Origin of the sequence: Roseovarius faecimaris (assembly GCF_009762325.1) — a bacterium.
Taxonomy (GTDB): Bacteria; Pseudomonadota; Alphaproteobacteria; order Rhodobacterales; family Rhodobacteraceae; genus Roseovarius; species Roseovarius faecimaris.
This window is the reverse complement of the sequence record NZ_CP034348.1, coordinates 1,794,913-1,820,997: the sequence shown is the minus strand read 5'-3', so window position 1 is coordinate 1,820,997 and position 26,085 is coordinate 1,794,913. Positions and strand designations below refer to the sequence as shown.

At 60.7% G+C, this 26,085-nt stretch carries 32 protein-coding genes and 2 tRNA genes; 21 read left to right on the top strand and 13 right to left on the bottom strand.

The window, feature by feature from the left end:
• The first annotated feature begins 124 nt into the window (after positions 1-124).
• Positions 125-200 (top strand) — tRNA-Thr (locus tag EI983_RS09385).
• A 136-nt stretch (positions 201-336) separates the two neighbouring features.
• Positions 337-1,668 carry a trigger factor gene (tig, locus tag EI983_RS09380; RefSeq protein ID WP_157707103.1) on the top strand — a complete coding sequence of 444 codons (1,332 nt, stop codon included), beginning with the start codon at positions 337-339 and terminating at the stop codon, positions 1,666-1,668.
• A gap of 115 nt (positions 1,669-1,783) precedes the next feature.
• Here tig and EI983_RS09375 read toward each other — a convergent pair whose 3' ends face one another.
• The 5 genes from EI983_RS09375 to rpsF form a co-directional block, all read right to left on the bottom strand.
• A complete protein-coding gene (locus tag EI983_RS09375; RefSeq protein WP_157709041.1) occupies positions 1,784-2,578 on the bottom strand; it encodes an acyl-homoserine-lactone synthase in 795 nt (264 codons plus the stop codon).
• Positions 2,579-2,708: 130 nt separating this feature from the next.
• Entirely contained in the window at positions 2,709-3,410 is a 702-nt protein-coding gene (locus EI983_RS09370) for an autoinducer binding domain-containing protein (RefSeq protein ID WP_157707102.1), read from the bottom strand.
• Positions 3,411-3,686: 276 nt separating this feature from the next.
• Positions 3,687-4,316: a 50S ribosomal protein L9 gene (rplI, locus tag EI983_RS09365; RefSeq protein ID WP_157707101.1), complete on the bottom strand. Its 630-nt coding sequence runs from the start codon at positions 4,314-4,316 to the stop codon at positions 3,687-3,689.
• 11 nt (positions 4,317-4,327) lie between these two features.
• A complete protein-coding gene (gene rpsR, locus EI983_RS09360; protein ID WP_157707100.1) occupies positions 4,328-4,555 on the bottom strand; it encodes a 30S ribosomal protein S18 in 228 nt (75 codons plus the stop codon).
• Between the two features lie 25 nt (positions 4,556-4,580).
• A complete protein-coding gene (gene rpsF, locus EI983_RS09355; protein ID WP_157707099.1) occupies positions 4,581-4,937 on the bottom strand; it encodes a 30S ribosomal protein S6 in 357 nt (118 codons plus the stop codon).
• 353 nt (positions 4,938-5,290) lie between these two features.
• Here rpsF and EI983_RS09345 point away from each other — a divergent pair, with 353 nt between their 5' ends.
• Together EI983_RS09345 and EI983_RS09340 are read left to right on the top strand one after the other, a co-directional pair.
• On the top strand, positions 5,291-5,749 hold the full coding sequence (locus EI983_RS09345) for a hypothetical protein (RefSeq protein ID WP_157707097.1): 459 nt from the start codon (positions 5,291-5,293) through the stop codon (positions 5,747-5,749).
• Between the two features lie 121 nt (positions 5,750-5,870).
• On the top strand, positions 5,871-6,443 hold the full coding sequence (locus EI983_RS09340) for a YceI family protein (protein ID WP_157707096.1): 573 nt from the start codon (positions 5,871-5,873) through the stop codon (positions 6,441-6,443).
• A gap of 52 nt (positions 6,444-6,495) precedes the next feature.
• On the opposite strand, the gene EI983_RS09335 is transcribed toward EI983_RS09340, so the two are convergent.
• Together EI983_RS09335 and EI983_RS09330 are read right to left on the bottom strand one after the other, a co-directional pair.
• The gene (locus EI983_RS09335) at positions 6,496-6,744 is read right to left on the bottom strand and encodes a hypothetical protein (protein WP_157707095.1); all 249 of its coding nucleotides are present in this window, start codon (positions 6,742-6,744) and stop codon (positions 6,496-6,498) included.
• A gap of 4 nt (positions 6,745-6,748) precedes the next feature.
• Positions 6,749-7,402 carry an alpha/beta hydrolase gene (locus EI983_RS09330; RefSeq protein ID WP_157707094.1) on the bottom strand — a complete coding sequence of 218 codons (654 nt, stop codon included), beginning with the start codon at positions 7,400-7,402 and terminating at the stop codon, positions 6,749-6,751.
• Between the two features lie 168 nt (positions 7,403-7,570).
• Here EI983_RS09330 and iscR point away from each other — a divergent pair, with 168 nt between their 5' ends.
• From iscR to EI983_RS09265, 13 genes are all read left to right on the top strand, one after another.
• The gene (iscR, locus tag EI983_RS09325; RefSeq protein WP_157707093.1) at positions 7,571-8,032 is read left to right on the top strand and encodes a Fe-S cluster assembly transcriptional regulator IscR; all 462 of its coding nucleotides are present in this window, start codon (positions 7,571-7,573) and stop codon (positions 8,030-8,032) included.
• 73 nt (positions 8,033-8,105) lie between these two features.
• Positions 8,106-9,185 (top strand): cysteine desulfurase family protein, encoded by a 1,080-nt coding sequence (locus EI983_RS09320; RefSeq protein ID WP_157707092.1) that lies wholly within the window; start codon positions 8,106-8,108, stop codon positions 9,183-9,185.
• Between the two features lie 14 nt (positions 9,186-9,199).
• Positions 9,200-10,720, top strand: a complete 1,521-nt coding sequence (gene sufB / locus EI983_RS09315; protein ID WP_157707091.1) for a Fe-S cluster assembly protein SufB — start codon at positions 9,200-9,202, stop codon at positions 10,718-10,720.
• Positions 10,721-10,723: 3 nt separating this feature from the next.
• Entirely contained in the window at positions 10,724-10,981 is a 258-nt protein-coding gene (locus EI983_RS09310; protein ID WP_157707090.1) for a hypothetical protein, read from the top strand.
• 24 nt (positions 10,982-11,005) lie between these two features.
• Positions 11,006-11,278 carry a hypothetical protein gene (locus EI983_RS09305; protein WP_157707089.1) on the top strand — a complete coding sequence of 91 codons (273 nt, stop codon included), beginning with the start codon at positions 11,006-11,008 and terminating at the stop codon, positions 11,276-11,278.
• Positions 11,275-11,589 (top strand): heavy metal-binding domain-containing protein, encoded by a 315-nt coding sequence (locus EI983_RS09300; RefSeq protein WP_157707088.1) that lies wholly within the window; start codon positions 11,275-11,277, stop codon positions 11,587-11,589. Before EI983_RS09305 ends, EI983_RS09300 begins: the two co-directional genes overlap by 4 nt.
• Position 11,590: 1 nt before the next feature.
• Positions 11,591-12,193: a hypothetical protein gene (locus tag EI983_RS09295; protein ID WP_198389404.1), complete on the top strand. Its 603-nt coding sequence runs from the start codon at positions 11,591-11,593 to the stop codon at positions 12,191-12,193.
• A 34-nt stretch (positions 12,194-12,227) separates the two neighbouring features.
• Positions 12,228-12,983 (top strand): Fe-S cluster assembly ATPase SufC, encoded by a 756-nt coding sequence (sufC, locus tag EI983_RS09290; protein ID WP_157707087.1) that lies wholly within the window; start codon positions 12,228-12,230, stop codon positions 12,981-12,983.
• Positions 12,983-14,272, top strand: a complete 1,290-nt coding sequence (gene sufD / locus EI983_RS09285; protein WP_157707086.1) for a Fe-S cluster assembly protein SufD — start codon at positions 12,983-12,985, stop codon at positions 14,270-14,272. The genes sufC and sufD overlap by 1 nt, the downstream gene beginning before the upstream one ends.
• The gene (locus EI983_RS09280) at positions 14,272-14,763 is read left to right on the top strand and encodes a YIP1 family protein (RefSeq protein WP_157707085.1); all 492 of its coding nucleotides are present in this window, start codon (positions 14,272-14,274) and stop codon (positions 14,761-14,763) included. Before sufD ends, EI983_RS09280 begins: the two co-directional genes overlap by 1 nt.
• Complete coding sequence (locus EI983_RS09275; RefSeq protein ID WP_157707084.1) at positions 14,760-15,374, top strand: YIP1 family protein; 615 nt, start codon at positions 14,760-14,762, stop codon at positions 15,372-15,374. The genes EI983_RS09280 and EI983_RS09275 overlap by 4 nt, the downstream gene beginning before the upstream one ends.
• Positions 15,371-16,591 (top strand): cysteine desulfurase, encoded by a 1,221-nt coding sequence (locus EI983_RS09270; RefSeq protein ID WP_157707083.1) that lies wholly within the window; start codon positions 15,371-15,373, stop codon positions 16,589-16,591. Before EI983_RS09275 ends, EI983_RS09270 begins: the two co-directional genes overlap by 4 nt.
• 48 nt (positions 16,592-16,639) lie before the next feature.
• Positions 16,640-16,716, top strand: a tRNA-Arg gene (locus tag EI983_RS09265).
• 40 nt (positions 16,717-16,756) lie between these two features.
• Here the strand turns inward: EI983_RS09265 and EI983_RS09260 are convergent.
• A complete protein-coding gene (locus tag EI983_RS09260; protein ID WP_157707082.1) occupies positions 16,757-17,656 on the bottom strand; it encodes a tetratricopeptide repeat protein in 900 nt (299 codons plus the stop codon).
• Between the two features lie 150 nt (positions 17,657-17,806).
• Positions 17,807-18,349, bottom strand: coding sequence for a hypoxanthine phosphoribosyltransferase (hpt, locus tag EI983_RS09255; RefSeq protein WP_157707081.1), 543 nt, complete (start codon positions 18,347-18,349; stop codon positions 17,807-17,809).
• A 72-nt stretch (positions 18,350-18,421) separates the two neighbouring features.
• Here hpt and EI983_RS09250 point away from each other — a divergent pair, with 72 nt between their 5' ends.
• Positions 18,422-18,868 (top strand): type II toxin-antitoxin system RatA family toxin, encoded by a 447-nt coding sequence (locus tag EI983_RS09250; protein ID WP_157707080.1) that lies wholly within the window; start codon positions 18,422-18,424, stop codon positions 18,866-18,868.
• Positions 18,869-18,983: 115 nt separating this feature from the next.
• Here EI983_RS09250 and EI983_RS09245 read toward each other — a convergent pair whose 3' ends face one another.
• The 4 genes from EI983_RS09245 to EI983_RS09230 form a co-directional block, all read right to left on the bottom strand.
• Entirely contained in the window at positions 18,984-20,162 is a 1,179-nt protein-coding gene (locus EI983_RS09245; protein WP_157707079.1) for an ammonium transporter, read from the bottom strand.
• Positions 20,163-20,334: 172 nt separating this feature from the next.
• The gene (locus EI983_RS09240; RefSeq protein WP_157707078.1) at positions 20,335-20,802 is read right to left on the bottom strand and encodes a CinA family protein; all 468 of its coding nucleotides are present in this window, start codon (positions 20,800-20,802) and stop codon (positions 20,335-20,337) included.
• A complete protein-coding gene (locus EI983_RS09235) occupies positions 20,802-21,293 on the bottom strand; it encodes a phosphatidylglycerophosphatase A family protein (protein ID WP_157707077.1) in 492 nt (163 codons plus the stop codon). The genes EI983_RS09240 and EI983_RS09235 overlap by 1 nt, the downstream gene beginning before the upstream one ends.
• Positions 21,290-22,420: a bifunctional 2-C-methyl-D-erythritol 4-phosphate cytidylyltransferase/2-C-methyl-D-erythritol 2,4-cyclodiphosphate synthase gene (locus EI983_RS09230; RefSeq protein ID WP_157707076.1), complete on the bottom strand. Its 1,131-nt coding sequence runs from the start codon at positions 22,418-22,420 to the stop codon at positions 21,290-21,292. The genes EI983_RS09235 and EI983_RS09230 overlap by 4 nt, the downstream gene beginning before the upstream one ends.
• Before the next feature lie 158 nt (positions 22,421-22,578).
• On the opposite strand from EI983_RS09230, the gene dusB reads away from it, so the two are divergent.
• The 3 genes from dusB to EI983_RS09215 are packed head-to-tail and all read left to right on the top strand — an operon-like array spanning position 22,579 to position 26,020.
• Positions 22,579-23,574 (top strand): tRNA dihydrouridine synthase DusB, encoded by a 996-nt coding sequence (dusB, locus tag EI983_RS09225; RefSeq protein ID WP_246162364.1) that lies wholly within the window; start codon positions 22,579-22,581, stop codon positions 23,572-23,574.
• Positions 23,571-24,659: a two-component system sensor histidine kinase NtrB gene (locus EI983_RS09220; protein ID WP_157707075.1), complete on the top strand. Its 1,089-nt coding sequence runs from the start codon at positions 23,571-23,573 to the stop codon at positions 24,657-24,659. The genes dusB and EI983_RS09220 overlap by 4 nt, the downstream gene beginning before the upstream one ends.
• A complete protein-coding gene (locus tag EI983_RS09215) occupies positions 24,659-26,020 on the top strand; it encodes a response regulator (RefSeq protein WP_157707074.1) in 1,362 nt (453 codons plus the stop codon). Before EI983_RS09220 ends, EI983_RS09215 begins: the two co-directional genes overlap by 1 nt.
• The last annotated feature ends 65 nt before the right edge of the window (positions 26,021-26,085 follow it).

Genomic DNA, 26,085 nt, shown 5'->3' with positions numbered 1-26,085 from the left:
CGGCTTTTGAGCCTCTGTCATGGCACGGGCATGGCGATGCTAAGGTAAATGGGGCCTCAATTCGGCCACACAAGGCGGAATTTCTCTTGCGCGGTGACTGAGCTTGGCGTAGTCACGCGCCCGTGCCCCTATAGCTCAGCTGGTAGAGCAACTGATTTGTAATCAGTAGGTCCGCGGTTCGAGTCCGTGTGGGGGCACCAGTTTTTTCCTGACAGTCGAAATTCCCCCGCGCCGCGTGCCTTATCCGCTTGCATCGCGCGGGTCCGGTCCCTAGAAGACCCCTGATTTTGACCGCCGCAGACGCCTCTGCGGCCCGATGCATATGAGAGGACGACAATGCAGGTCACCGAAACCCTGAATGAGGGTCTGAAACGCGGCTACAAAATGGTGCTGAGCGCCAAGGAGCTGGATGACAAGGTTCTGGCCAAGCTCAAGGAAGCGCAGCCCGAGATCGAGATGAAAGGCTTCCGCAAAGGCAAGGTGCCGCTGCCGCTGCTGAAAAAGCAGTTTGGCGCACGTGTGCTGGGCGAAGCCATGCAAGAAGCCGTCGATGGCGCCATGTCCAAGCATTTCGAGGACAGCGGCGAGCGTCCGGCAGCCGAGCCTGCCGTCAAGATGACCAACGAGGACTGGAAAGAAGGCGACGACGTCGAGGTCGAAATGTCCTATGAGGCGCTGCCGGAGATCCCCGAGCTGGCGCTGGACAAGATCAAGCTGGAAAAGCTGGTCGTGAAGGCCGATGACGCCGCCGTGGACGAAGCGCTCGGGAACCTGGCCTCGACGGCGCAGGATTTCAAGGATCGCCGCAAGGGATCCAAGGCCAAGGATGGCGACCAGGTCACGTTTGACTTTGTCGGCAAGGTCGATGGCGAGGCCTTCGAAGGCGGCTCGGCCGAAGACTATCCGCTGGTGCTGGGCTCCAACAGCTTCATCCCGGGCTATGAAGAGCAGCTCGTTGGTGTAAAGGCCGGTGAAGAGAAGGACGTGACCGTTTCCTTCCCCGAAGATTATCAGGCCGAGCATCTGGCGGGTAAGGAAGCCGTGTTTTCCTGCACGATCAAGGCTGTGAAAGAGCCGGTCGCTGCCGAGATCAACGATGAACTGGCGCAGAAATTCGGCGCCGAGGATCTCGAAGCGCTCAAGACGCAAATCCGCGAGCGTCTGGAGATGGAATATGCCGGTGCGGCCCGCGCGATCATGAAGCGCGGCCTGCTGGATGCGCTGGACAAAACGGTGAAGTTCGAGCTGCCGCCGACCATGGTCGAAATGGAAGCCAAGCAGATTGCCCATCAGCTCTGGCATGAGGATAACCCGGATGTGCATGGTCACGATCACCCCGAGATCGAGCCCACCAAAGAGCACACGGAACTCGCCGAGCGCCGCGTGAAGCTGGGCCTCGTTCTGGCCGAGCTTGGCCGGGTGGCCGAGGTGCAGGTGTCGGATGCGGAAATGACCCAGGCGGTGATGGAGCAGGCGCGGCAGTATCCGGGTCAGGAGCGCGAGTTCTTCGAATTCGTGCAATCGAACCCGCAGATGCAGCAACAGCTGCGCGCGCCGATCTTCGAGGACAAGGTGGTCGATCACGCATTTGAACAGGCGAAGGTCACCGAGAAAGAGATCAGCAAGGACGATCTTGAAAAGGCGCTGGAAGCCCTCGAAGACGAGTGATCGGCTTCAGGCATGTCATGAAATTGGGCCGCCCTGCCAGGGGCGGCCCTCTTCGTTTGCGCGGGGAAGCAGGTTGGTCACTCCTGTCCCTGAAATGGGTGTCGCGAGTTGGGGGTCAGGCGTCACTCATCTTGCGTTCACGAAGCATCTGAGTGATGGCATCACGCAGTGCGATGGCATCCGAGCGCTCTCGCTCGGTCCGGGCAGAGGAGATCTGCTGTTCGCAATATGCTTTTAGTTCAGTTTCCATGATGTTGGTGTCGCGGTCTTTTCTCGCATCGATCACCTCGTCTTCATCGAGGAAGATATCGCCCTCAATGCCCGCAAAGTTGCGGACGCGTTCGATCCGGTCTTCTGTACAATCAACCAGGGCAGCGAGCGCCTTCACCTTGCCCATATCCGCGGTTTTTCCGACATAGCCGTAAGGCGCATTTTCAGACCGTTTCATGACACGGTCCATCAAGGGATCGATGACCGTGATGATGTCTGATATGCCGGCTGCGCGGGCATATTCCATGATGCCGACCATAAGCTCGGCTGTGGTGTAGGAAACCGAGTTGCGCAGAGTTCCCTTGCTAAGCCGCTCGCGATCGACACAGAAGCGGGTCGATTCCCAGATCGTTGCGCTGCGCAGTGGCGGCTCTCCATCCAGGATGTCATAGAACACATCCGACAGCATATGCGGGCCAGTGGTCTGCAACAGCCTGGCGCACCCGATCACCTGATAGTCATCGTCCAGTGAAACGATGTAGGCGGGATTCAACTCATCGAACTCGTCCGTTTCTCGACCATGAAGAACCCGGACATCCCATCCCATCCTGTCTTGAAACACGCGAGCGCGAAGCTTGTACATGTCGTCAAGTATGGTGGTGAAGCGGTCTTTGTTTATTCCGTCGATAACAATGATCATTTTGATTTCCCCCATGATGTCTTTGTCATGAAGGAATTTTAGCAGCGCTACAGGATCTTGGTATTGTGGAAATCCCGTATTTAGGACCGAAAAAGAGACATCATTGTAGACGCCAACCCTCAGTGCGGGTTCAACCCGGGTAAATCAGCCCAATGCTCACGGCGCGGCCGACGGCCTGAGGGGTCGTGATTGTGCTCAGTTTCTCGCGGCTGGAGCGAAGATGCACTTCGACGGTGCGGGCGGAAATGCCGAGGATATCGGCCACGTCCTGTTGTGTTTTGCCCACGGCGACCCATTGCAATATTTCAATCTCGCGCGCGGAGAGGGCAGGGTATTGCAGAATATCGAGGAGCCGGTCTGATTTCATGACCCGGTCGTGCATATAGACGGCGCTGAGTTGCAGATCAGCGATGATGTTCTTCTTCAGCTTTGCCCAGCAGGCGCCGGAGGCCGAGGAGGTGACGCTGAAAAGTCCGGTTTCTCCGAAGGGCCCGCGCACCGGAACGGTCAGCCCCTTATCGGGCAAACCGAAATCGGATGCCTGGTCGAAAATGTTGGTGAACGCTTCTGTGTGGTCGAGCCTGCTCCAATCCACCGGTGCGATGCTGCGGCTTGCGGTGTGCAGGGTCGGATCACTCAGATGCAGGTTCTGCTGCATGTAGTGGTCGCGCCAGCGGTCAGGATAGGTGGTGAAGGCCACGACTTTGCCGCTGACCGGATTGGCCGACGCGTAAGAGGCATAATCAAGTTCGAGCGCGCCGCAGATCTGGTTAAGGTAATCCACGAAATCATGGCGGCCTTGGGGTGTCGCGGCGAGGTCAATCAGTTCCATCGAACATCCCTGACACCATCACCCAACGCACGATAAAGCCCACCCCGGGATAGGGGGGGCTGGCAGACATTCTGATGCGCTCCAGTCGCGCAGGGGCCTTTCATACCCATATGCAGTCCTCTGAACGGGCGTATTCACCGAAAAGCAAGTATCGCAAAAAGAATATTGCCGCGATGCCGTTCAACTCCTGAGAATAGTGTCTTGATCCATTTGGTCAAACGAAAACGGGCCGCGCAATCACTCGCGCGGCCCGTCCTTGTTCTGTGACGAAGCGGATCAGCTTTCTTCGCTGTCCTCAGCCGGAGCCTCGTCAGCCGCGACGGTGGCGGCCAGGTCGTCATCGTCATTCGCGGCCGAACCGATATCCTCGAAGAGTTCGGCAATCTCGAACTCGGCGGCTTCCTCGGCTTCGGCGGCAGCGTCCTGAATGGTCTTACCGGAGGCTTGAAGCTCGGCTTCCTCGGACGAGCGCGCGACGTTCAGCACGATCGTGGCGTCCACCTCGGGGTGCAGCGACACGATCACGTCATGCAGACCCAGTTCCTTGATCGGGCGGGCCAGAGCGACCTGCTTGCGATCCAGCGAGAAACCGTTGTCGGTGGCTGCGTCCGCCGCGTCACGCGTCGATACAGAGCCGTAGAGAGCGCCCGAATCCGAAGCCTGACGAATCACGACGAATTGCTGACCGTTGAGTTTGTCAGCCATCGCTTCGGCTTCTTTCTTGGTCTCCAGGTTGTTGGCTTCGAGCTGCGCCTTGCGGGCTTCGAAGTCGGCGATGTTGCTTTCCGAGGCCGACAGGGCCTTGCCCTGGGGCAGAAGGAAATTGCGGGCATAGCCCGGTTTCACATCGACCACATCGCCCATCTGGCCCAGCTTGGCCACGCGCTCAAGAAGGATAACTTGCATCGTCTCTCTCCTTACTTCACGGCATAGGGCAGCAGAGCCAGGAAGCGGGCGCGTTTGATGGCCTTGGCCAGTTCACGTTGCTTCTTGGCCGAGACGGCAGTGATGCGCGAGGGCACGATCTTGCCGCGCTCGGAAATGTAGCGCTGCAGCAGCTTGGTGTCTTTGTAGTCGATCTTCGGCGCGTTCTCACCCGAGAAGGGGCAAACTTTGCGACGGCGGAAAAATGGTTTTGCAGCCATAACTTAGCTTCCTTTCTTCAGGCGATTACGGGCGGCGTTCGCGGCGTTCGCCACGCTCGTCGCGCTTTTGCATCTGGACCGAGGGACCTTCGGCATGCTCGTCGACCTTGATGGTCAGAACACGCATCACGTCTTCGTGCAGGCGCATCAGGCGCTCCATTTCCTGGATCGCGGCGGCAGGTGCGTCGGTCTTCAGGAAGGCATAGTGGCCCTTGCGGTTCTTGTTGATCTTGTAGGCCATCGTCTTGATGCCCCAGTACTCGTGCTCGACGAGTTTGCCGCCATTGTCGGCGAGGATCGCACCAAAATGTTCGATGAGGCCTTCGGCTTGCGTGTTGGACAAGTCCTGACGCGAGATAAAGACATGCTCGTAAAGAGGCATGGGTCGTTTCCACTTCTGTCAAGGCGCATTTCATAGGAGGGCCGACCCCTTCCGCGACCCATCCACGAGAGACTGCGCGGTTCATAAAAACTGCGGAAGGAAGCCGGGCTATACGATGGATCGCCCAGCGGGGCAAGGGGGTGTGCCGCTGTCAGATAATCTCCTTGCGGGTGCCGTATTCTTGTCGCGATTGGCCCCGATCATCGCCTGCAAAGTCGTTTGGCATTGGCGCTGGAATGTGCTTTTCGGCAAACGCGGCATGGGACATATCCTGAGCAAAGGTTGTCGCCTGATCCGGACCAGTTGGATTGAGACCCGCACTCGGTATATCCCACGGATTGAGGAGGACAGACATGGTTGCGTTAAGCGATACAGAGGCCGGTCGGCAATCGGCCAGCGGGGTCAACCGGGGTGGCCGGATCTTCTTTGGTTCGGTCCTCGTCATATCGGCGCTTGGGCTTTGGGCGGTTCCGGTCGCTGATGGCGATGCGGCCATGCGCCTGATCAAGTTGCTGGTGAGCATGGTGCTGGCAGGGGTGGGCGTGATGTTTTTCCTGTCGCTCGACCGCGGCCGCGACCTGCCCGAGATCCAGCTGGACACGGCCAAGCGCGAGCTTCGCATCATCAAGCATGACAGCACCGGCACGGCCTATGTCGATGCGGTTCACAGCTTCGACGCGCTCTCGGAAGTGAGCATTCAGGACCGGTTGCTGACGGCGCGCGATGACCGCGGCAATCTCGTGGCGTCCGTGCCCTTGCGCGATAGCTCTACCGAGGCGGCCCTCAAAGAGGCGCTGAACCGCGCAGCCTGAGCAGGCGGCAGGCGAATGTTCGCTGTTCCACAGATCATGTTGAAGAATTTGGGGTTGCCGCCGACGGTTTGCGAGCCAATTCTCTTTTCATCTTAAACGTGTCGTAACAGAGGACCGCCTGATGAAAAGATTTGCCCTTGCCGCAGCGCTTGCCGCTCTGGCCACCACAGCCACCGCCGAAGCCGAGAAGTATGTTCTCGATGCCGGCCACAGTCAGGTCGTGTTCTCGTACGACCATCTGGGTTATTCCACAACGTATAACATGTTCTCGGGATTCAATGGCGAGATCATGTTCGACCAGGACAGCCCCGCCAACTCCTCGGTAAGCGTGTCGATGCCGGTGATGTCACTCTTTACCGGCTGGGAAGCTCGTTTTGAGCACTTCATGAGCGAAGACTTCTTTGGCGCGGCCGACGGGGACATGATCACCTTCACGTCCACTGGGATCGAAGTCACCGGTGAAGACACCGCGATGATCACCGGCGATCTGACCATCAATGGCACGACCAAATCCGTCGTGCTCGACTCCAAGCTCAACCGTGTGGCCGAGCACCCGATGGCGGGCAAGCCCTGGGCCGGGTTCGATGCAACCACAACGATCCTGCGCTCGGATTTCGGGCTGGGCAAATTTGCTCCGCACGTGTCGGATGAGCTGGCTGTGATGATCTCGATCGAGGCTCAGAAGGCCGACTGACCGGCGCTTCGGAGCCACCACTCATACGCAATGATGAAAGGCCGGCGAGGGATTACCCGTCGGCCTTTTTCGCGCTTTCCTTCTGGGCCTTGAAGGCCTTTAGTTTTTTCAGAAGCATGGCGCGGGCCTTGATATTGGCGCGACGCACGCGGACATAGGTCAGGAACGCTTCTTCGGCTGTCTGTGACGTGGCGCCGAGCACCTGCGCGATCTCGTTGACCAGCTCTTCGTCGCCGGTGGCTTCGATGGCCTTGATCACATCGCAGGCCAGCTCGTCGGCAAGGTCTTCGATCACGCCCATGTTGTCACCGCGTGGTTTCGGTCAGACGGCGCTTCACATATGTGGTCACGTTGTCGATCATCGTGTCCATGTAAGGCTCTTCGAAGAAATGGCCCGAGCCTTCGATTTCCTGATGGGTGATCGTGATGCCCTGTTGCTCATGCAGCTTGTTGACCAGCGCATGCGTGTCAGCGGGCGGCGCCACGCGGTCATTCGTGCCGTTGATGATCAACCCGGAGGACGGGCAGGGCGCCAGGAATGAAAAGTCATACATATTGGCCGGCGGGCTGACCGAGATGAACCCGGTGATCTCGGGCCGACGCATCAGAAGCTGCATGCCGATCCACGCACCGAAAGAGAAGCCCGCGACCCAGCAATGCTTGGAATTGTTGTTCATCGACTGCAGGTAGTCGAGTGCCGATGCGGCATCCGAAAGCTCGCCCACGCCCTGGTCATATTCGCCCTGGCTGCGCCCGACACCGCGGAAGTTGAACCGCAACACGGTGAAGCCCATGTTGTAGAAGGCGTAATGCAGGTTGTAGACGACCTTGTTGTTCATCGTCCCGCCAAATTGCGGATGCGGGTGCAGAACGATGGCGATCGGTGCGTCACGCTCACGTTGGGGGTGGTAGCGTCCTTCAAGACGGCCCTCTGGGCCTGCGAAAATTACCTCGGGCATGTGCGCCTGCAATCCTTCGTCTTGGGTCCGTTAAGCGCTGCTCAGATTTCTTGACGAAATCGCTCAGACATCTTAGAACCTTTCTAAGTTCCAGCCTGTGCCGGATGGGCTGCAAGCGAGATAAGACCTGCGCGCGCCAAGGTCAATCAATTCGCAAGAGGAAAAACGATGAAACTCAGCACCAAGGGACGATATGCGATGGTGGCCCTGGCCGATATCGCGCTTCAGGAGCGTGACGGGCTGGTGACGCTGGGGGATGTCGCCAGACGGCAGGATATTTCACTGCCCTATCTGGAACAGCTTTTCGTGAAGTTGCGCCGGGCCGATCTTGTGACTTCGGTGCGCGGGCCAGGTGGCGGGTACCGTTTGGCGCGGCCAGCTTCGGAAATCCGGGTGACGGAGGTCCTGGCGGCAGTCGATGAAACGGTGGACGCGCTGCACAAGGGGGCAGGGGCGTCGGGGGCGACGAGCGGGTCGCGGGCGCAATCGATGACCAACCGGCTTTGGGAAGGGCTGAGCGCGCATGTCTATGTGTTTCTGCATCAGACAAGGCTGAGCGACGTGGTCGAGAACACGCTGGCCCCATGCCCGGCGGTGCCCAATCTCTTTGCCGTGGTGGATGACGAGTGACCGGGGCGCGGCAAGAAAATTCTGCGAATTTTCTATGTGAGTATTTTTGGAACAATGAAAGAGGGGCTTGGCAGTGAAGCGGGTCTATCTTGATTACAACGCGACCGCGCCGTTGCGCGCCGAGGCCCGTGCCGCGATGATTGAGGCGATGGACGTGGTGGGCAACCCGTCCAGCGTGCATGCCGAGGGTCGCGCGGCGAAGGGGTTGATTGAACGCGCACGCGGTCAGGTGGCGGCGGCGGTCGGGTGTCGTCCGCAGGAGGTGATATTCACCAGCGGGGCCACCGAAGCGGCACGCGTTCTGGGCGATCTGCCCGAGGGTTGCGATGTTCTGGTGCAGGAGACCGCGCATGATGCGCTCTGGGCGCAGGTGCGTATGCACAATTGGCCAGAGAGGCCTAAAGGGCCGGGGCATACGCTGGCCATGGGGTTGGCCAATTCCGAAACCGGGGTGATCACAAACCCGCCGGAGCAGATCGACGGGCAGTATCCTTTCGGGCAGGCGCGGGCGGACTGGCTGTGTCTGGATATCACCCAGGCGCTGGGGCGTATGCCGTTCTCTTTTGCCTGGTCCGGGGCGGATATGGCCATTTGCTCGGCCCACAAGCTTGGCGGGCCAAAGGGGGTGGGCGCGCTGATCCTGCGGCAAGGGTTGGATATCACACCACTGGCGCTTGGAGGCGGGCAAGAGATGGGTCGCCGGTCAGGTACGGAAAATGTCATTGGAATCGCAGGGTTCGGGGCCGCAGTTGAAGCAGCGATGCGGGATCTGGAAAGCGGCGTCTGGGGTGAAGTTGAAAAACTTAGAAACATTCTAGAATTGTCCCTTGAGGAATCCTCTAATGAGACTATTTTTGTCGGGAAATCGGAGGAGCGGCTTCCCAACACCTCCTGCATCCTGTCGCCGGGCTGGAAAGGCGAGACACAGGTGATGCAGATGGATCTTGCCGGATTTGCCGTCTCAGCCGGGTCGGCCTGCTCCAGCGGGAAGGTGAAGACGAGCCGCGTCCTGACGGCGATGGGCTTTGACGAGCGCGAGGCGGCATCCGCGATCAGGGTGTCGCTCGGGCCGGAGACGACAGAAGACGACGTGCGCCGCTTTGCACAAACCTGGCGCGCCGCAAGAGACAAACACCGCGCCCGAGCGGCGTGAAAGAGGGAGACGACATGCCTGCATTGGATGACACGCAAGTCAAGGACGGTGTGGATCAGGAAACGGTCGACGCGGTTCGTCAGGTCAGCACCTATAAATACGGCTGGGAAACCGAGATCGAGATGGAGTACGCCCCCAAGGGGCTGACGCCGGACATCGTGCGGCTGATCTCGGAGAAAAACGAAGAGCCCGAGTGGATGACCGAGTGGCGGCTGGCGGCCTATGAACGCTGGCTGAAGCTGGAAGAGCCGGATTGGGCGATGGTCGACTATCCCGAGATCGACTTTCAGGATCAGTATTATTATGCGCGCCCGAAGTCGATGGAGACGAAGCCAAAGTCACTGGATGAGGTCGATCCCAAGCTTCTGGCCACCTATGAAAAACTGGGCATCCCGCTGAAGGAACAGATGATCCTGGCCGGTGTAGAAGGGGCCGAGGATGCCCCTGCCGAAGGCCGCAAAGTGGCGGTGGACGCGGTGTTTGACAGCGTCTCGGTCGGGACGACCTTCCAGGAAGAGCTGAAAAAGGCAGGGGTGATCTTCTGCTCGATCTCCGAAGCGATCAAAGAGCACCCGGAGCTGGTGAAGAAGTACCTCGGCTCGGTCGTGCCGGTCAGTGACAATTTCTATGCCACGCTGAACAGCGCGGTCTTCTCGGATGGGTCGTTCGTCTATGTGCCGCCGGGCGTGCGCTGTCCGATGGAGCTCAGCACCTATTTCCGGATCAATGCCGAAAACACCGGCCAGTTCGAGCGGACGCTGATCATTGCCGACAAGGGCTCTTACGTCAGCTATCTGGAAGGCTGCACCGCGCCGCAGCGGGACATCGCGCAGCTGCATGCCGCTGTGGTGGAGATCGTCATCGAGGAAGATGCCGAGGTGAAATATTCCACCGTTCAAAACTGGTTCCCGGGCGATGAAAACGGCAAGGGCGGGATCTATAATTTCGTGACCAAACGCGCCGATTGCCGGGGCGACCGTGCCAAGGTGATGTGGACGCAGGTCGAGACAGGCTCGGCCGTGACCTGGAAATACCCCAGCTGCATCCTGCGCGGCAATGACAGCCAGGGCGAGTTCTACTCGATTGCCATCACCAACAACATGCAGCAGGCCGATACCGGCACGAAAATGGTGCATCTGGGGCGCAACACCAAGTCGCGGATCGTGTCCAAGGGGATCAGCGCCGGCAAGGCGCAGAACACCTATCGCGGGCTTGTCTCGATGCACCCCAAGGCCAAGAACAGCCGGAATTACACCCAGTGTGATAGCCTGCTGATCGGCGACAAATGCGGGGCGCATACGGTGCCTTATATCGAGGTAAAGAACAATTCCTCCCGCGTGGAGCATGAGGCGACCACATCCAAGGTGGATGACGACCAGCTTTTCTATTGCCGCCAGCGCGGCATGGACGAGGAAGAGGCGGTGGCGCTTGTCGTCAACGGCTTCTGCAAGGACGTGCTGCAAGCCCTGCCGATGGAATTTGCCATGGAAGCGCAACAGCTTGTGGCGATTTCGCTTGAAGGGTCGGTGGGGTGACATATGCTCCGGCGCCTGAAAGACAAGCTCTCATCGCCACTGCTTCAGCAGAAGCTTCTGGTGGGGGCGTTCCTTCCCCTGGTGTTTTTCCTACCGCTTCTCATACTGGTCGTCTTTTGGCCCGGAGAGGAGGGTGCGATCGTGTGGAAGGTCATGGCGCTGACATTGACACCTGCATCGCTCTTCGGGCTTTGGGTGCTCTATCTCTACTTCGTTGCTCAGATTTCTGATCAAGAGCGCCAGTTGGACAAGTGGAAATGATCATGAGCACAGCCGGATTTAAGCATGACCGCTCCCGTGCAACTGCCGCACGACAGCCATCTGAGGTTCGTCATGATGACTGATCAATCCGAGCCATTTGTGCAAAAGGTTGCCACGGTGCTGCCCTTCGTGATGCCTGCCATCGGCGGAGGTATCGGTGTCGTGCTTGTCAATATGTCGAACCTGGGCAACCCGTTCATCTATATCTCCACGGGCGCTTTGCTTGGCTGGCTGGTTGCCCGTCTCATCGCCAAACCACTGGAAGCCATGGCCGACCGGCAAAGGAGCAAGAGATGATCATCACCACAACGAATTCGGTCGAAGGCCGCCAGATCACCGAGTACGTGGGCATTGTCGTGGGCGAAGCGATCATGGGCGCAAATGTTGTGCGCGATATCTTCGCCTCGATCACCGATATCGTCGGTGGCCGCTCGGGCGCGTATGAGAGCAAGCTACAGGATGCCCGCGACACGGCGCTCTATGAACTGGAAGAGCGCGCCCGCGCCAAGGGGGCCAATGCGGTTGTGGGGGTCGATCTCGATTACGAGGTGGTGGGCAATTCAATGCTGATGGTCTCGGCCTCGGGCACCGCGGTGGTGCTTGCCTGAGATGGACGCCGCGACCCGCATAGACCGCCCCGTGCTGACCATGCCCGCCGAAGAGGCGGAGGCCGTGCGTGCGGCGTATGAGGCGGCGTCGGTGATCCTGGAATATGGCTCGGGCGGGTCAACCGTGATGGCGTCCGAGATGCCCGGAAAACAGGTGTTTTCCGTGGAGAGCGACAAGGCCTGGGCGCAGGATATGCGCGCCTGGTTCGAGCAGAACCCGCCTGCGGGCGGCACGCAGATCGACGTGATATGGTCTGACATCGGTCCGACCAAGAAATGGGGCCACCCGGCGGATCACAGCGGCTGGGAGCGGTTCGCGCGTTACCCGCTTGAGGTCTGGGATCTGGCGGAGTTTCGCCAACCCGATGTGGTGCTGGTCGATGGCCGTTTCCGTCCCGGCTGCGCGCTGGCAACGGCGTTTCGTACGCTCAAGCCCGTCACGGTGCTGATCGACGACTATGCCAAGCGTCGTCAGTACCACAAGGTCGAGCCCTATATCGGCAGCCCGCAAATGGTCGGGCGACTGGCGCGGTTCGAGGTGAAACCAAGACCGGTTCCGGCCGACAAACTGATTGAAATCATACGGATGATGACCCAGCCCTGAGCCGGGTCTGGATATATGAGAGGACCTGAAGACCATGTTGGAAATCAAAGACCTGCACGTTGATCTTGAAGAAGAGGACAAGTCGATCCTCAAAGGTGTGAACCTGACGGTCGAGGCCGGAAAGGTCCATGCGATCATGGGCCCGAACGGGTCGGGCAAATCAACGCTGTCCTATGTTCTGTCGGGCAAGGACGGCTATGAGGTGACCAAGGGCTCGGCCACGCTGGAGGGCGAGGATATCCTTGAGATGGAACCCGAAGAGCGCGCGGCGGCGGGCATTTTCCTTGCGTTTCAGTATCCCGTTGAGATCCCCGGCGTGGGCAACATGACCTTCCTTCGCACGGCGATGAATGCGCAGCGCAAGGCGCGTGGCGAGGACGAACTGAGTGCTGCGGATTTCCTCAAGCTCGTGCGCGAAAAGGCCAAGACACTGAAGATCGACGCCGATATGCTGAAACGTCCGGTGAATGTGGGTTTCTCCGGCGGCGAGAAAAAGCGCAACGAGATCCTGCAGATGGCGATGCTGGAGCCGAAGATGTGCATCCTCGACGAGACCGACTCGGGCCTCGATGTAGACGCGATGAAACTCGTGGCCGAAGGGGTGAATGCGCTGCGCGACGAGGGCCGGGGGTTTCTGGTGATCACCCACTATCAGCGCTTGCTGGATCATATCAAACCTGACGTTGTGCATATCATGGCCGACGGGAAGATCGTGAAATCCGGCGGGCCCGAGCTGGCGCTTGAGGTCGAGAACAACGGCTATGGCGACATCCTCGCGGAGGTGGCGTGATGGCTTTGCCGCAAGCGAAATTGGATGCCACCGAGGCCCGTCTGGCCGCGCTGAGCCTGCCTGAGGGGGCGGCCTGGGCGACCGGGTTGCGCGAAGGTGCGCTTGCCCGGCTGCGGGCCGCGGGCCTTCCGAACCGGCGCGATGAATACTGGAAATACACAAGACCCGACGCGCTTGTCGCGCCCGAGGCAAAACCCGCGGCGCTGTTTGACACCGCGGGTGAGGCTGAGCTTTTCGGCAACCGTGACCGGATCAAGATCGTTTTCGTCGATGGTGAGTTCGACGCGGAGGCGAGCGATGATCTGAGCGGCGAGAATGTGAGCATCGAGCGGCTGGCCGAGGCCACCCGGATGGATATCCATTGGGCCAAGGACCTTTATGGCACGCTTGAAGAGCGCGGACAGACCCCTGTGGCGCGTCCTCTGGCCACGCTCAACACCGCTATGGCAACCGATGGCGTGGTGATCCATGCCACGGGTCAGGTGAACAAACCCGTGCATCTGGTGTATCACCACAGATCGACGACATCCGACGCGATCCTGCACCATGTGATCAAGCTGGATGCGGGCGCCGACCTGACCATTCTGGAAAGTGGCCCGGCGGCGGCGCGCTTCAACAAGGTGATGGAAGTGGATATCGCCGATGGCGCGGCCTTCCATCATGTGCGCAAGCAGGGCCGCGATCACGAGCGTATGGCAGTGACGCATATGTTTGCGCGCCTGGGTCAGGAAAGCGCGTTCAAGTCCTTCACGCTGACCGCGAATGGGGTGCTGACGCGCAATGAATGTGTGATCGAGATGACCGGCGATGATGCCGTGGCGCATGTTGCCGGGGCCTGCGTGGGAGACGGTAATTTTCACCATGATGACACCGTGTTCATCACCCATGACGCCGAGCGCTGCGAAAGCCGTCAGGTGTTCAAGAAAGTGCTGCGCAACGGGGCGACGGGCGTGTTTCAGGGCAAGATCCTCGTCAAGGAAGGCGCTCAGAAAACCGATGGCTACCAGATCAGCCAGTCGCTTCTTCTGGATGGAGACAGCCAGTTTCTGGCCAAGCCCGAACTTGAGATCTATGCCGATGACGTGGCTTGTTCGCATGGCTCCACCTCGGGGGCGATCGACGAAGAGGCGCTGTTTTATCTGCGCGCACGGGGCATTTCTCAGGATGTGGCCACCGACCTTCTGACCCTCGCCTTCCTCGCTGAAGCGGTGGAAGAGGTCGAAGACGAGGGCCTGCGCGAGGATATCCTGAACCGGCTGCAAGGCTGGCTGGAGCGGCGGCGCGGCTGATGCCGGTCACGACGGACATCGTTGCAACCTACCGTGGCCCCGGCCGGGTGATCCGCCGCCTTCTGGCGATGGGCCCGCGTGAGGATCGGGCGCTCGTCATTCTGATGGCGGGCTGCCTGGTCGTTTTCATTGCGCAGTGGCCCCGGCTGGCGCGGGAGGCGCATCTGACCGGTCAGGAGCTCAATCCGCTTCTGGGCGGGACGCTGATGGCGTGGATCTTCATCGCGCCGCTCCTGTTTTATGCGCTTGCCTTCGTCAGCTATCTGATCCTGCGTGCCCTTGGGGGCAAACTCTCGGGCTTTGACGCCCGCATGGCGCTGTTCTGGGCGTTTTTGGCCTCAAGCCCGGTCCTGCTCTTGCATGGGCTGGTGGCGGGGTTTGTCGGTCCGGGGCTTGAGCTCAATATCGTCGGCGCGCTCTGGCTCGCCCTTTTTGTATGGTTCTGGCTGGCAGCGATGCGCGCTGCGGCCTGGGGCCGGGAGACCACATGACCCTCACCGCGAATGACATTCAGGCTCTGATCATCGAGACGATCCGCTCTCCGGCCACGGCGGCGCAAAAGCTGCTGTCCCTGCGCCTGCCGGTCAATTTTCTGTGGATGGCGCTGGTGCTTATGTCGGTGCTCAATTCCATCGTGTATTCCCTGGCGATCGGGATCAACCCGCCGGTGGATCCGCAATCGGGTATGATGATGGTGCCCGCGGCCTTTCAATCGCCGCTTCTGTTCACGCTCATCCTCTTTGCGGCGCTGATCGTGTCGGTCTTTGCACTGCACCGCATGGGACAGGCCATCGGGGGCGGGCGCGGTGAGCTTGGAGACATTCTGACCGTGATCACCTGGATGCAGCTTCTGCGCCTGGTGTTGCAGATCGCGGTGCTGGTGCTGGGGCTGGTGCTGCCGGTGCTGGGCGGGTTGCTGGCCCTGATCGGCTCTTTCTACGGGCTTTATGTCCTGGGGGTTCTACTTAAGGCGGCGCATCGGTATACGTCTCTGTCGCAGGCGTTTATCCTGATGCTGGCCGTGTTCCTGACGGTGGTGGTCGGGCTGGCCCTGATCCTGGCGATCTTGAGCGGACTATTCATCGGAGGGACAACGCTGTGATTGATGTTGAGGCCATCCGCGCCGATTTTCCCATTCTTAGCCGCGAGGTGAATGGCAAGCCGCTGGTTTATCTCGATAATGGTGCCTCGGCGCAGAAGCCGCAGGTGGTGATCGACGCCGTCACCAGAGCCTATGCCGAGGAATACGCCAATGTGCATCGCGGGCTGCATTTCCTGTCCAATCTCGCGACAGAGAAATACGAGGCGGTGCGCGGTATCATTGCGCGGTTCCTAGGGGCGCGGGATGAAGAGGAGATCGTGCTCAATTCCGGCACCACCGAAGGGATCAACATGGTCGCCTATGGCTGGGCCATGCCGCGTATGGAGGCGGGCGACGAAATTCTGCTGAGCGTGATGGAACATCATGCCAATATCGTGCCCTGGCATTTCCTGCGCGAGCGTCAGGGGGTCAAGCTGACCTGGGTCGATGTGGATGCCACCGGTGCGCTCGATCCGCAAAAGGTGATCGACGCGATCACACCGCGCACCAAGCTCATTGCCATCACCCAGCTCAGCAATGTGCTGGGTACCAAGGTGGATGTGAAAGCGATCTGTGAGGCCGCGCGCGCCAAAGGCGTGCCGGTGCTGGTCGATGGCTCTCAGGCGGCGGTGCACATGCCTGTGAATGTCGAAGAGATCGGCTGTGATTTCTACGCGATCACCGGGCACAAGCTTTATGGCCCCTCGGGGTCGGGTGCGATCTATGTGCGTCGTGAGCGGATGAATGAGATGCGCCCCTTCATGGGCGGCGGCGATATGATCAAGGAGGTCAGCAAGGAGGCTGTCACCTATAACGACCCACCGATGAAGTTCGAGGCGGGCACGCCAGGGATTGTGCAGACCATCGGGCTGGGCGTGGCGCTTGACTATATGATGGGCGTCGGCATGGAGGCGATTGCCGCGCATGAGGACGATCTAAGCGCCTATGCGCAAGAGCGCCTGTCGGGGCTGAATTGGCTGGGCCTGCAAGGCACCACACGCGACAAGGCCGCGATCTTTTCCTTCACCATGGAGGGGGCGGCCCATGCGCATGACATCTCGACGATCCTCGACAAAAAGGGCGTCGCCGTGCGTGCGGGTCATCACTGCGCGGGGCCGCTGATGGATCACCTTGGCGTCAGCGCCACCTGCCGCGCGTCGTTTGCGATGTATAACACGCGGCAAGAGGTGGACACGCTCATCGAGGCGCTTGAACTTGCGCATGAGCTTTTTGCCTGAAATCCCGGCTTGCACGGGGGCAGGGCCACGGCTATACCGCGCAGGACTGGACCCATAGCTCAGCTGGATAGAGCGCTGCCCTCCGAAGGCAGAGGCCAGAGGTTCGAATCCTCTTGGGTCCGCCATCCCCAATCTTGAGACCCGCGTTGCACGCGTGTGCGAGTGTCAGAGCCGCTCGGACAGGGCCTGTGCGCGGGCCTGCGCCTCTTCGCTCAGAGTTTCGGCCAGCGCCACACAGCCCGGATCTTCGGCGCTGCCATGGCGCACGGCCCACAGGCAATAGGCGACGGCCTCTTCATCCCCAAGCCCGGGCAGGCGGCCTTCGTGGATCATCCCGGCGATGTTGATCGCGGCCCGCGCATTGTCTTGGGCCATCGCCTGCCTGTAGAGCATCACCGCCATCTCCGGATAGGACGGCCCGGCCATCCCTTCTTCGTGCATGACGCCGAGGTTGTTGTAGCCGTCGCTCAGCCCCAGAAGAGCGGCCTTGCCATAGAGCCTGCGGGCTTCGGAGAGATCCTGCTCAAGTTCTATGCCCTGTCGGTAAAAATGGCCCAGATTGTTGGTGCAATGCCGGTCATTCCGGGCCGCGCCGGCCTGATATAGCTGCAAGGAGCGTTTCAGGTCCGTCTCACCCCCTTCACCATTTTCCAGCATGGCGCCGAGATTGCTGTAGGACCCGAGATATCCGGCCTCGATGGCGCGTTCGAAAAGGGTGCGCGCGTGGTCGGGGCGTGCGTCGATCCCGTGCGTGCCATAGCGATACAAGACGCCGAGGCTATGCATGGCCCGCCCAAGCCCCTGTGCCGCTGCCGCCTCGTACCAGTAGATCGCCTTGTTTATGTCCTGGGGCACGCCCATGCCGTCCTCATAACTGACGCCCAGCACGTTCTGCGCGACCGGGTTTCCGGCATTGGCCGCGGGAATCAGCACCTTCAGGGCGGTGTCGAAATCCCCTTCGATATGCAGAAGACGCGCGGCTTCCACCTCGGCTTCGGATTGCGCCAGGGCCGGCGCGGCCAGCAGGCTGAGGATCAAAATGATACTGCTTAAAACTCGGTTCATGTAAAATCTCCACTGTAAACGGGTTCAGTAAAGCACTGAAAACCGAAAATCAGAAGGATATTGACGCTTGACCGCAGCGAGATGCATCCGGTGGTCTCTTGATCCCGGACAGGGGGATTGCCGCCTCGGCTCTGCTATCTGCGCGGAAAGCTAGGGATCGACAAAGCGCACCTTGCCGATGAAGGGCAGGTTGCGGTTGCGCTGCGCATAGTCGATCCCGTAGCCCACGACAAACTCGTCCGGGATCTCGAAGCCGATCCAATCCGCCTTCACATCCGCCTCGCGGCGCGACGGTTTATCGAGCAGGGCAATGGTGCGCAGCTTGGCGGGGTGGCGGCTTGCCAGCAGGTGCAGCACATGGGTGAGCGTGTGGCCAGTGTCGACGATATCTTCGACGACAAGCACATCGCGCCCTTCAATTTCGCCGCGCAAGTCCTTGAGAATCCTGACCTCCCGGCTACTTTCCATTGCGTTGCCATAGGAAGATGTCTCAACGAAATCCACTTCGACGGTCATGTCCAGCTCGCGCACGAGATCGGCAATAAACACGAATGACCCGCGCAGGAGCCCGACAACGACAAGCCTCTCTGTATCCTTGAACTCCGCCTTGATCTCACGCGCCAGCGCCTCGATGCGCGCGGCGATCGCCTTGGCCGAGATCAGTTCATCTATGACATATGGTTGATCTGTCATCATGTCCCCTTGCACTTTTGCCGCCAGTCTACGAAATAGCGGCCCACTGTCCATGTGAATGAGCGGAGCCGCATGACCACCCATTCCGAAACCCGCGAACTGCCCTATACGGCGCGTCAGATGTACGATCTGGTGGCGGATGTGGCGCGCTATCCGGAGTTTCTGCCCTGGACTGCGGCGGCGCGGGTGCGCTCGGTCACGCCGCAGGCGGATGGCAGCGAGGTGATGCTGGCGGATCTGGTGATCAGCTTCAAACTCTTCCGCGAACGTTTCGGCAGCCGGGTCGTGCTGCGGCCTGAGCAGAACCGGATCGAGACGGAATATCTGGATGGGCCGTTCAAACATATGATCTCGACCTGGCAGTTCACCGATCGCGAGGGCGGTTGCACGGTCGATTTCTTTGTCGATTTTGAATTCAAGAACCTGATCCTGCAAAAGGCGGCGGGGCTGTTCTTTTACGAGGCGATGCAACGGATTGTGCGCGCCTTTGAGGCCCGGGCAGAGGCGCTTTATGGCTGAGACCCGCGCCATGGCGCTCCGGAAAGTCGTTCCAAGGAGCTTTGCGCACTTGTATCTCTGACGAAATGAAAAAGCCCCGGTTGCCCGGGGCCTTTTCTTGCGGAATTCAATGTTTTCAGCTTGTCATATCGTAGGCGCGCTCGCCATGCACATCGAGGTCGAGCCCGTTGGTTTCGGTCTCGGCATCCACCCGCAGCGGTACGATCAGGCCGACAAGCTTCACCAGAACGACGCTGACGACCACGGTGAAGACCCCGACAATCGCCAGCGAACCAAGCTGCGCGGCCCAGCTTCCGGCGCCGAAGGCGGCAATCATGATCGTGCCGAAAATCCCGCCCACGCCATGCACGGCAAACACATCGAGCGTGTCGTCGATCTTGAGCTTTTCACGGATCAGAACGACCGCCTCCTGACAGAGCACCCCGGCGATGGCGCCGATGATCAGTGCCTCCACCGGGCCGACAAAGCCCGAGGCGGGGGTGATTGAGGCCAGGCCTGCAATGGTGCCCGTGACCATGCCCACAAGGCTGGCCTTGCCGAACTTGACCCGCTCCCACAGCGCCCAGCTGAGCGAGGCGGTCGCGGCCGAAATATGCGTCACGGTCAGGGCCATGGCAGCGCCCCCGTCAGCGGCCAGTTGCGAGCCGCCGTTAAAGCCGAACCAGCCGACCCAGAGCATCGCCGCGCCGATCATCACCAGGCCCGGATTATGCGGCGGCGTCGTCTGGTTGCGGCGCGCGCCCAGGGCCACGGCAATCACCAGAGCGGCGATCCCCGCCGTCTCATGCACGACGATCCCGCCGGCAAAGTCCTTCACCCCGGTCTCGCCGAATATCCCGCCATCCGCGAGGAAGCCGCCGCCCCAGATCCAATGCACGACAGGCGCATAGCACAGCAGCATCCAGAGCCCGGAGAAGAGCAGCACAAAACCGAAGTTGATCCGCTCGACATAGGCCCCGACAATAAGCGCGGGCGTGATAATGGCGAAGGTCATCTGAAAGGCGAAAAACAGGATCTCCGGCAAGGTGCCCGAGAGGCTCTCTGTTGTGACACCGGCAAGGAACATCTTGCCCAAGCCGCCCCAATATGCGCCGCCATCCCCAAAGGCGATGGAATAGCCGAAGGCCAGCCAGAGCACGCTCATCAAACAGGCAATGGCATAGCATTGCATGAACACGCTCAGCACGTTACGTGCGCGCACCAGGCCGCCATAGAACAGGGCAAGCCCCGGAAGTGTCATAAACAGGACCAGGGCCGTGGCCACGATGATCCAGGCTGTATCAGCGCCATTCATTGTCAGATTTCCTCGTTCACTTGGTCTTTTGCCTGTTTCCTAGGCGGTCCGCGTGTGAAGGGAAGTGACGGGCGTCGTGTGAGCGCCTGCATTTCTCGAATGCACATATTTTAAGCGCATTATCGGCCTAGCGCCCGTTATTCGGGCTTTACCGTGATGCCGTCAGACAAAGTCAGCCCAAAGAGCGCGCAATCAAGTCCAAAGCGTGATCGGTGGCAAGCTGGCGCACCCGCGCACGCCCCGGCGCGCCGAATTCCTGTGTTTCGATGAATGTAGCGGCACCGCGCCGGGCCAGCGCGAAGCAGACCCGGCCTTCGGGTTTGTGTTCTGAACCACCGGGCCCTGCGATTCCGGTGATCGACACCGCGATATCGGCCTCTGAGCGGGCGACCGCGCCCTCGGCCATCTCGCGCGCCACCTCTTCAGAGACCGCGCCATGGGCCTCCAATGTGGCGGATTTCACACCCAGCATGGCCTGTTTGGCGGTGTTGGAATAGGTGACGAACCCGCAAATGAAAACATCGGAAGACCCTGGAATTTCAGTCAGTTCCGCGGCGACCTTGCCGCCGGTACAGCTTTCGGCGGTCGCAATCCGCACCCCGTTTGCGCGTGCCCGGTCAAGAAGGGCCGCGACATCCATCAGCCCACCCCGTGCGCCAACGCGGCGAAGACAAGCACACCGATGGCGGCGAACACCCCGGCAATCACATCATCCAGCATGACCCCCATCGGATCGTTGCGCCGGTCGGCCCAGCCAATCGGGCCGATCTTGGTGATGTCGAAAAACCTGAACAGGATGAAGGCGGATATCCAACCGGGCCAGAGCGCCAACAGATCGGCCTGCATCATGGTCGCCCCGTAAATGACAGGCAGCAGGGCGATCCATTGGCCCACCAGTTCGTCGATCACAATCTCGGAAGGGTCGTGGTCATCCTGACCCGAGGTTTCCCGGATAACGGACCACCAGCCAACAAAAAACATGAGCAGCGTGAGAAAGATAAGGCCGTAAACGCCCGCCACGCTCGCCACGAGCCAGGCCAGGGGCAGGGCGGCCAGTGACCCCCAGGTGCCGGGCGCAGGGCGCAGGTGGCCGACATAACCGACCGTGGCGACAAGGGCGCTGAACGTCATCGGCGCACCAAGGTGGCCGTGGCCATCGCGGCGATGCCTTCCTCGCGCCCGGTGAAGCCGAGGCGCTCGGACGTGGTGGCCTTTACCGAAATACGGCCTAAGTCCAAAGACATGATCCCGGCAAGGGCGTTGCGCATGGCGGTGGCATGCGGCCCGATCTTGGGATGTTCGCAGATAAGAGTGACGTCCACGTTGCTGATTTCAAACCCATTCCTGGTGGCAAGCTCAACCGCATGGCGCAGAAAAATATGGCTTTCCGCCCCCTTCCATTGCGGGTCGCTGGGCGGGAAATGTTGACCGATATCGCCCTCGGCCATCGCGCCATAAAGCGCATCGGTCAGGGCGTGCATCCCCACATCCGCGTCGGAATGGCCTTGCAGCCCGCGCGCGTGCGGGATCGCCACGCCGCACAGAACCACATGATCCCCCGGCCCAAAACGGTGGACGTCATAACCGGATCCGGTGCGTATCTCCATCTGGCCTCTCAATATGCGGTCGGCCCGGACAAAATCTCCGGGTGTGGTGATTTTCAGGTTTGTCTCGTCGCCGTCAAGGATATGCACCGGAAGTCCCGCCGCGCGGGCAACCTCGACATCATCGGCAGGCTCTCCGGCATAGGCCCTATGCGCGTCAAGAATTGCCGCATAGTCAAACCCTTGCGGCGTCTGCGCCCGGTAGAGGCCGGAGCGGTCCTGGGTGCCCACCACCTGACCGTCCGCGCCGCGCCAGAGGGCATCGGTGACCGGCAGGGCCGGGGCCACAGCGGTATGCGCGTCAAGCGCCGTCAGGATATCCGAAATGGCCCTTGGCGTGATGCAGGCCCGCGCAACGTCGTGAATGAGAACGCGGGTGATGCCCCGGTCTGTGAGCGCTTCAAGCCCGTTGCGCACGGATGCGCCGCGTGTCTCGCCGCCTGTCGTTGTTTCAACCCGTCCCCGCGCGGGAAACAGCCCGAGGTCATCGCGGTGCAAGACCACAAGGATCGTGTCGATTTCGGCCACGGCCTCGAAGGCGGCCAGAGTCCAGTCGATCACGCGGCGCCCGGCGAGGGCCTGCCACTGCTTTGGCACGTCCCCTCCGGCCCGCGTGCCGCGCCCGGCGGCGACAATGATGGCGGCATTGGTCATGCGGCTTGGATACGGCGCGTTTTGCAAAAGCGCAATGGTCAGGCAAAATGCCCAAAAAATAGGCAAATAGATTGCATGAGGTCAAAACTACGCCCAGATTTCATTGTGATAAAAAGGATATATCCTTAAACCCTGCGTACTGCACAAGGAATAGGCACTTGCCCATCACGCTGTCACATCAAGCGCTTGCGCCACCGGTTTTCCTGGCCCCCCTGGCCGGAATCACCGATTTGCCGTTTCGCAACCTCGTGCAGCGCTTCGGCGCCGGGCTAGTGGTCAGCGAAATGATCGCCAGTCAGGACCTGCTCAATGCCAAGCCCGGGGTGCGCGAGAAGGCCGAACTGGGTTTTGGCACCGAGAACACGGCGGTGCAGCTTGCCGGGCGCGAAGCGTACTGGCTGGCTGAAGCGGCCCGGATGGCCGAGGCCGAAGGCGCACGTATCATCGACATCAACATGGGCTGCCCGGCGAAGAAAGTGACCTCCAGCAGCGGTGCGGGGGCCTGTGGCTCGGCCTTGCTGCGCGATCTCGATCATGCGCTGACCCTGATCGAGGCAGTGGTGGCGGCGGTGAAGCTGCCGGTGACGCTCAAGACCCGGCTTGGCTGGGATGACAGCAATCACAATGCGGCCGACCTGGCGCGGCGGGCCGAGGCGGCTGGCATTCAGATGATCACGATCCACGGACGAACACGGTGCCAGTTCTACAAGGGGCATGCCGATTGGGCGGCTATCGCGGCGGTCAAGCAGGCGGTGAGCATTCCCGTGATTGCCAATGGGGATATCACCGACAGCCGTAGAGCTGCCGAGGCGCTGGCTCGGTCCGGCGCGGATGGGGTGATGATCGGGCGGGGCGCGCAGGGGCGGCCCTGGGCGTTGGCAGAGGTGGCGCATGACCTTTACGGCGCGCCCGCGCCCAAGATCCCCCACGGTCAGGCTCTGGCCGATATGGTGGCAGGTCATTACGAGGATATGCTGAGCTTTTACGGCAGGGACCTGGGGGTGCGTATCGCCCGCAAGCATCTGGGCTGGTACATGGATCAGACCGGCACGGACGCAGCCCTGCGTCGCGACATCCTGACAACGCGCGACGCGCAGGCCGTTTTGGAACGGTTGCCCGACGCGCTGTGCGACCTGCAGAGGCGCGCGGCATGAGTTTGCAGGACATGATCTGGACCTCGTTGCCCACCCCGGTGCTGATCCTGGATGAAGAGGATCGCATCAGCGCCATCAACCCGGCGGCGGAAAGCTTTCTGATGAGTTCGTCAAAGGCCGTGGCCGGGCAACCGGTCTGGGACCGTCTGTCGGTTGACGCGCCTCTTGAGGAGGCCTTCCGGCGTGCCCGGGCCCATGACGCACCGCTTTTCGTCAATGATGTGGACGTGAGCACCGGACATGGGGTGCCCGTGCAATGTAATCTGCATATCGCGCCTCTCGCTGGGCAGTCGGGGCAGATGATCCTGCATATCGCGCCACGGGAACTGGCCGGGCGGATGTCACAACGGCTATCGGTCGGGCGCGCGGCCAAATCCGCCATCGGAATGGCCGAAATGCTGGCGCATGAGATCAAAAACCCGCTTGCCGGGATCACCGGGGCCGCGCAGCTTCTGTCGATGACGCTGGAGGCGGAGGATCAGGAATTGACCGATCTGATCGTCAGCGAATGCCGCCGGATCGTGGCGCTGCTGGACCAGGTGGAACAGTTCGGCAATGTCAGTCAACCGCGGCTTCGGCCCATCAACCTGCATGATGTGCTGGACCGGGCGCGCAAATCCGCGGGCCTCGGGTTTGCCGCTCAGATGACCATCGAAGAGCTTTACGACCCCTCTTTGCCGCTGGCGCTTGGCGATGCGGACCAGCTTTTGCAGGTGATCCTAAACCTGCTCAAGAACGCAGCCGAGGCGGCCGGGCCGACCGGCGGCACGATCCAGCTGCGCAGCTATTACGAGCCCTCGCTTCGGGTGCATCGTGACGGAGCGCCGGATCAGGCTTTGCCCCTGCAGATCGAGGTGGTGGATGACGGGCCGGGCCTCCCTCCGGACATACAGGCGGAGGTGTTTGAGCCCTTCGTGTCCGGCCGCGACAACGGAACGGGGCTGGGCCTCGCGCTTGCGGCAAAGATCATGAACGACCATGGCGGCTGGATTTCGATCAGCTCGGTGCCGGGGCGCACCGTCGTCAAGCTGTCCTTGCCTCGTGCCGACGACGCATCGGCAAATCACAAGAAGGAGGTCTCCTGATGGATGGTACGGTATTGGTTGCTGATGATGACCGGACGATCCGTACGGTTTTGACTCAGGCTCTGACACGCGCGGGGTGCCGGGTGCACGCCACATCGAGCCTGACCACGCTTATGCGCTGGGTTGGTGAGGGCAAGGGCGACGCGGTGATCACGGATGTGATGATGCCCGACGGAAACGGGCTGGAAATGCTGCCCAAGATCGCCCAGGACCGCCCGGGCCTTCCGGTGATCGTGATCTCGGCGCAGAACACAATCATGACCGCGATCAAGGCTGAGGAGGCGGCGGCGTTCGACTATCTGCCCAAACCCTTCGATCTGCCTGACATCATGAAGCGCACGGCGCGCGCGCTGCAAAGCTCCGCGCGCCGTGCGCCCGCCCCCGATACGGCATCGCATCCCGATGAATTGCCCCTTGTGGGTCGCACACCGGCCATGCAGGCACTTTACCGCGTTGTGGCGCGGGTGATGAACGCGGAATTGCCGGTCATGATCTGCGGCGAGTCAGGGACTGGCAAAACCCTGATTGCACGCACCCTGCACAACCTGTCCGACCGGCGCGCCCGGCCCCTGATTACCGTCACATCGACCGACCTGACCGAAGCCGAAAGCGTGTCACGGATCATGGCGCGGGCGAAGGGGGGGACGATCCTGCTGGATGAAATCGGGGATTTCGATGTACAGGCGCAAAGCTATGTGGTGCGCATGATGGACGAGGCCGGCGACGACGCACCACGCTTCGTGGCCACGCGGGTCAGTCTACCGGGACAGGAAAGCGGTCCGGACGGGCTGAGGGACGATCTTTATTACCGGATCACGGGGGCGATGATCGATGTGCCGGCATTGCGGGACCGCAGTGACGATATTTCGCTTCTGGCCGAGCATTTCCTGACCCAGGCCGAACGGGATGGCCAGACACAGCGGCATCTGAGCCCTGGCGCGGATGATCTTCTGCGGCGCTATAGCTGGCCGGGCAATGTCCGGCAGCTTGAGAATATCGTGAAGCGGCTTGGCCTGACCGCACAGGCGCAGGAAATCAGCGAATCCGAGGCCGCTGAGGCGCTCAGCGCGCAGCCCAATTTCAGCGCCGTGCGCAAGGGACCGGGCGGTGAAAGCCTGTCGGCATCTGTTGGAACGCATATCCAGCGATACTTCGATATGCATGGGGCGATTCTGCCGCCTTCGGGCCTGTACCAACGCATTCTGCGCGAAATTGAAACGCCGCTGATCGAGATTTCACTAGAGGCGACAGGCGGAAATCAGGCCAAGTGTGCCGAATTGCTCGGCATTAACCGCAATACTCTGCGCAAGAAGATCACCGAGCTTGATATTCGCGTGACACGCCGCCGGAAATTGATGTAAAACTGCAACAGCTTTGTGGCGATAAGGGTGCACTGACCCTGAGGCCACTACATCTGGGTGTGGGC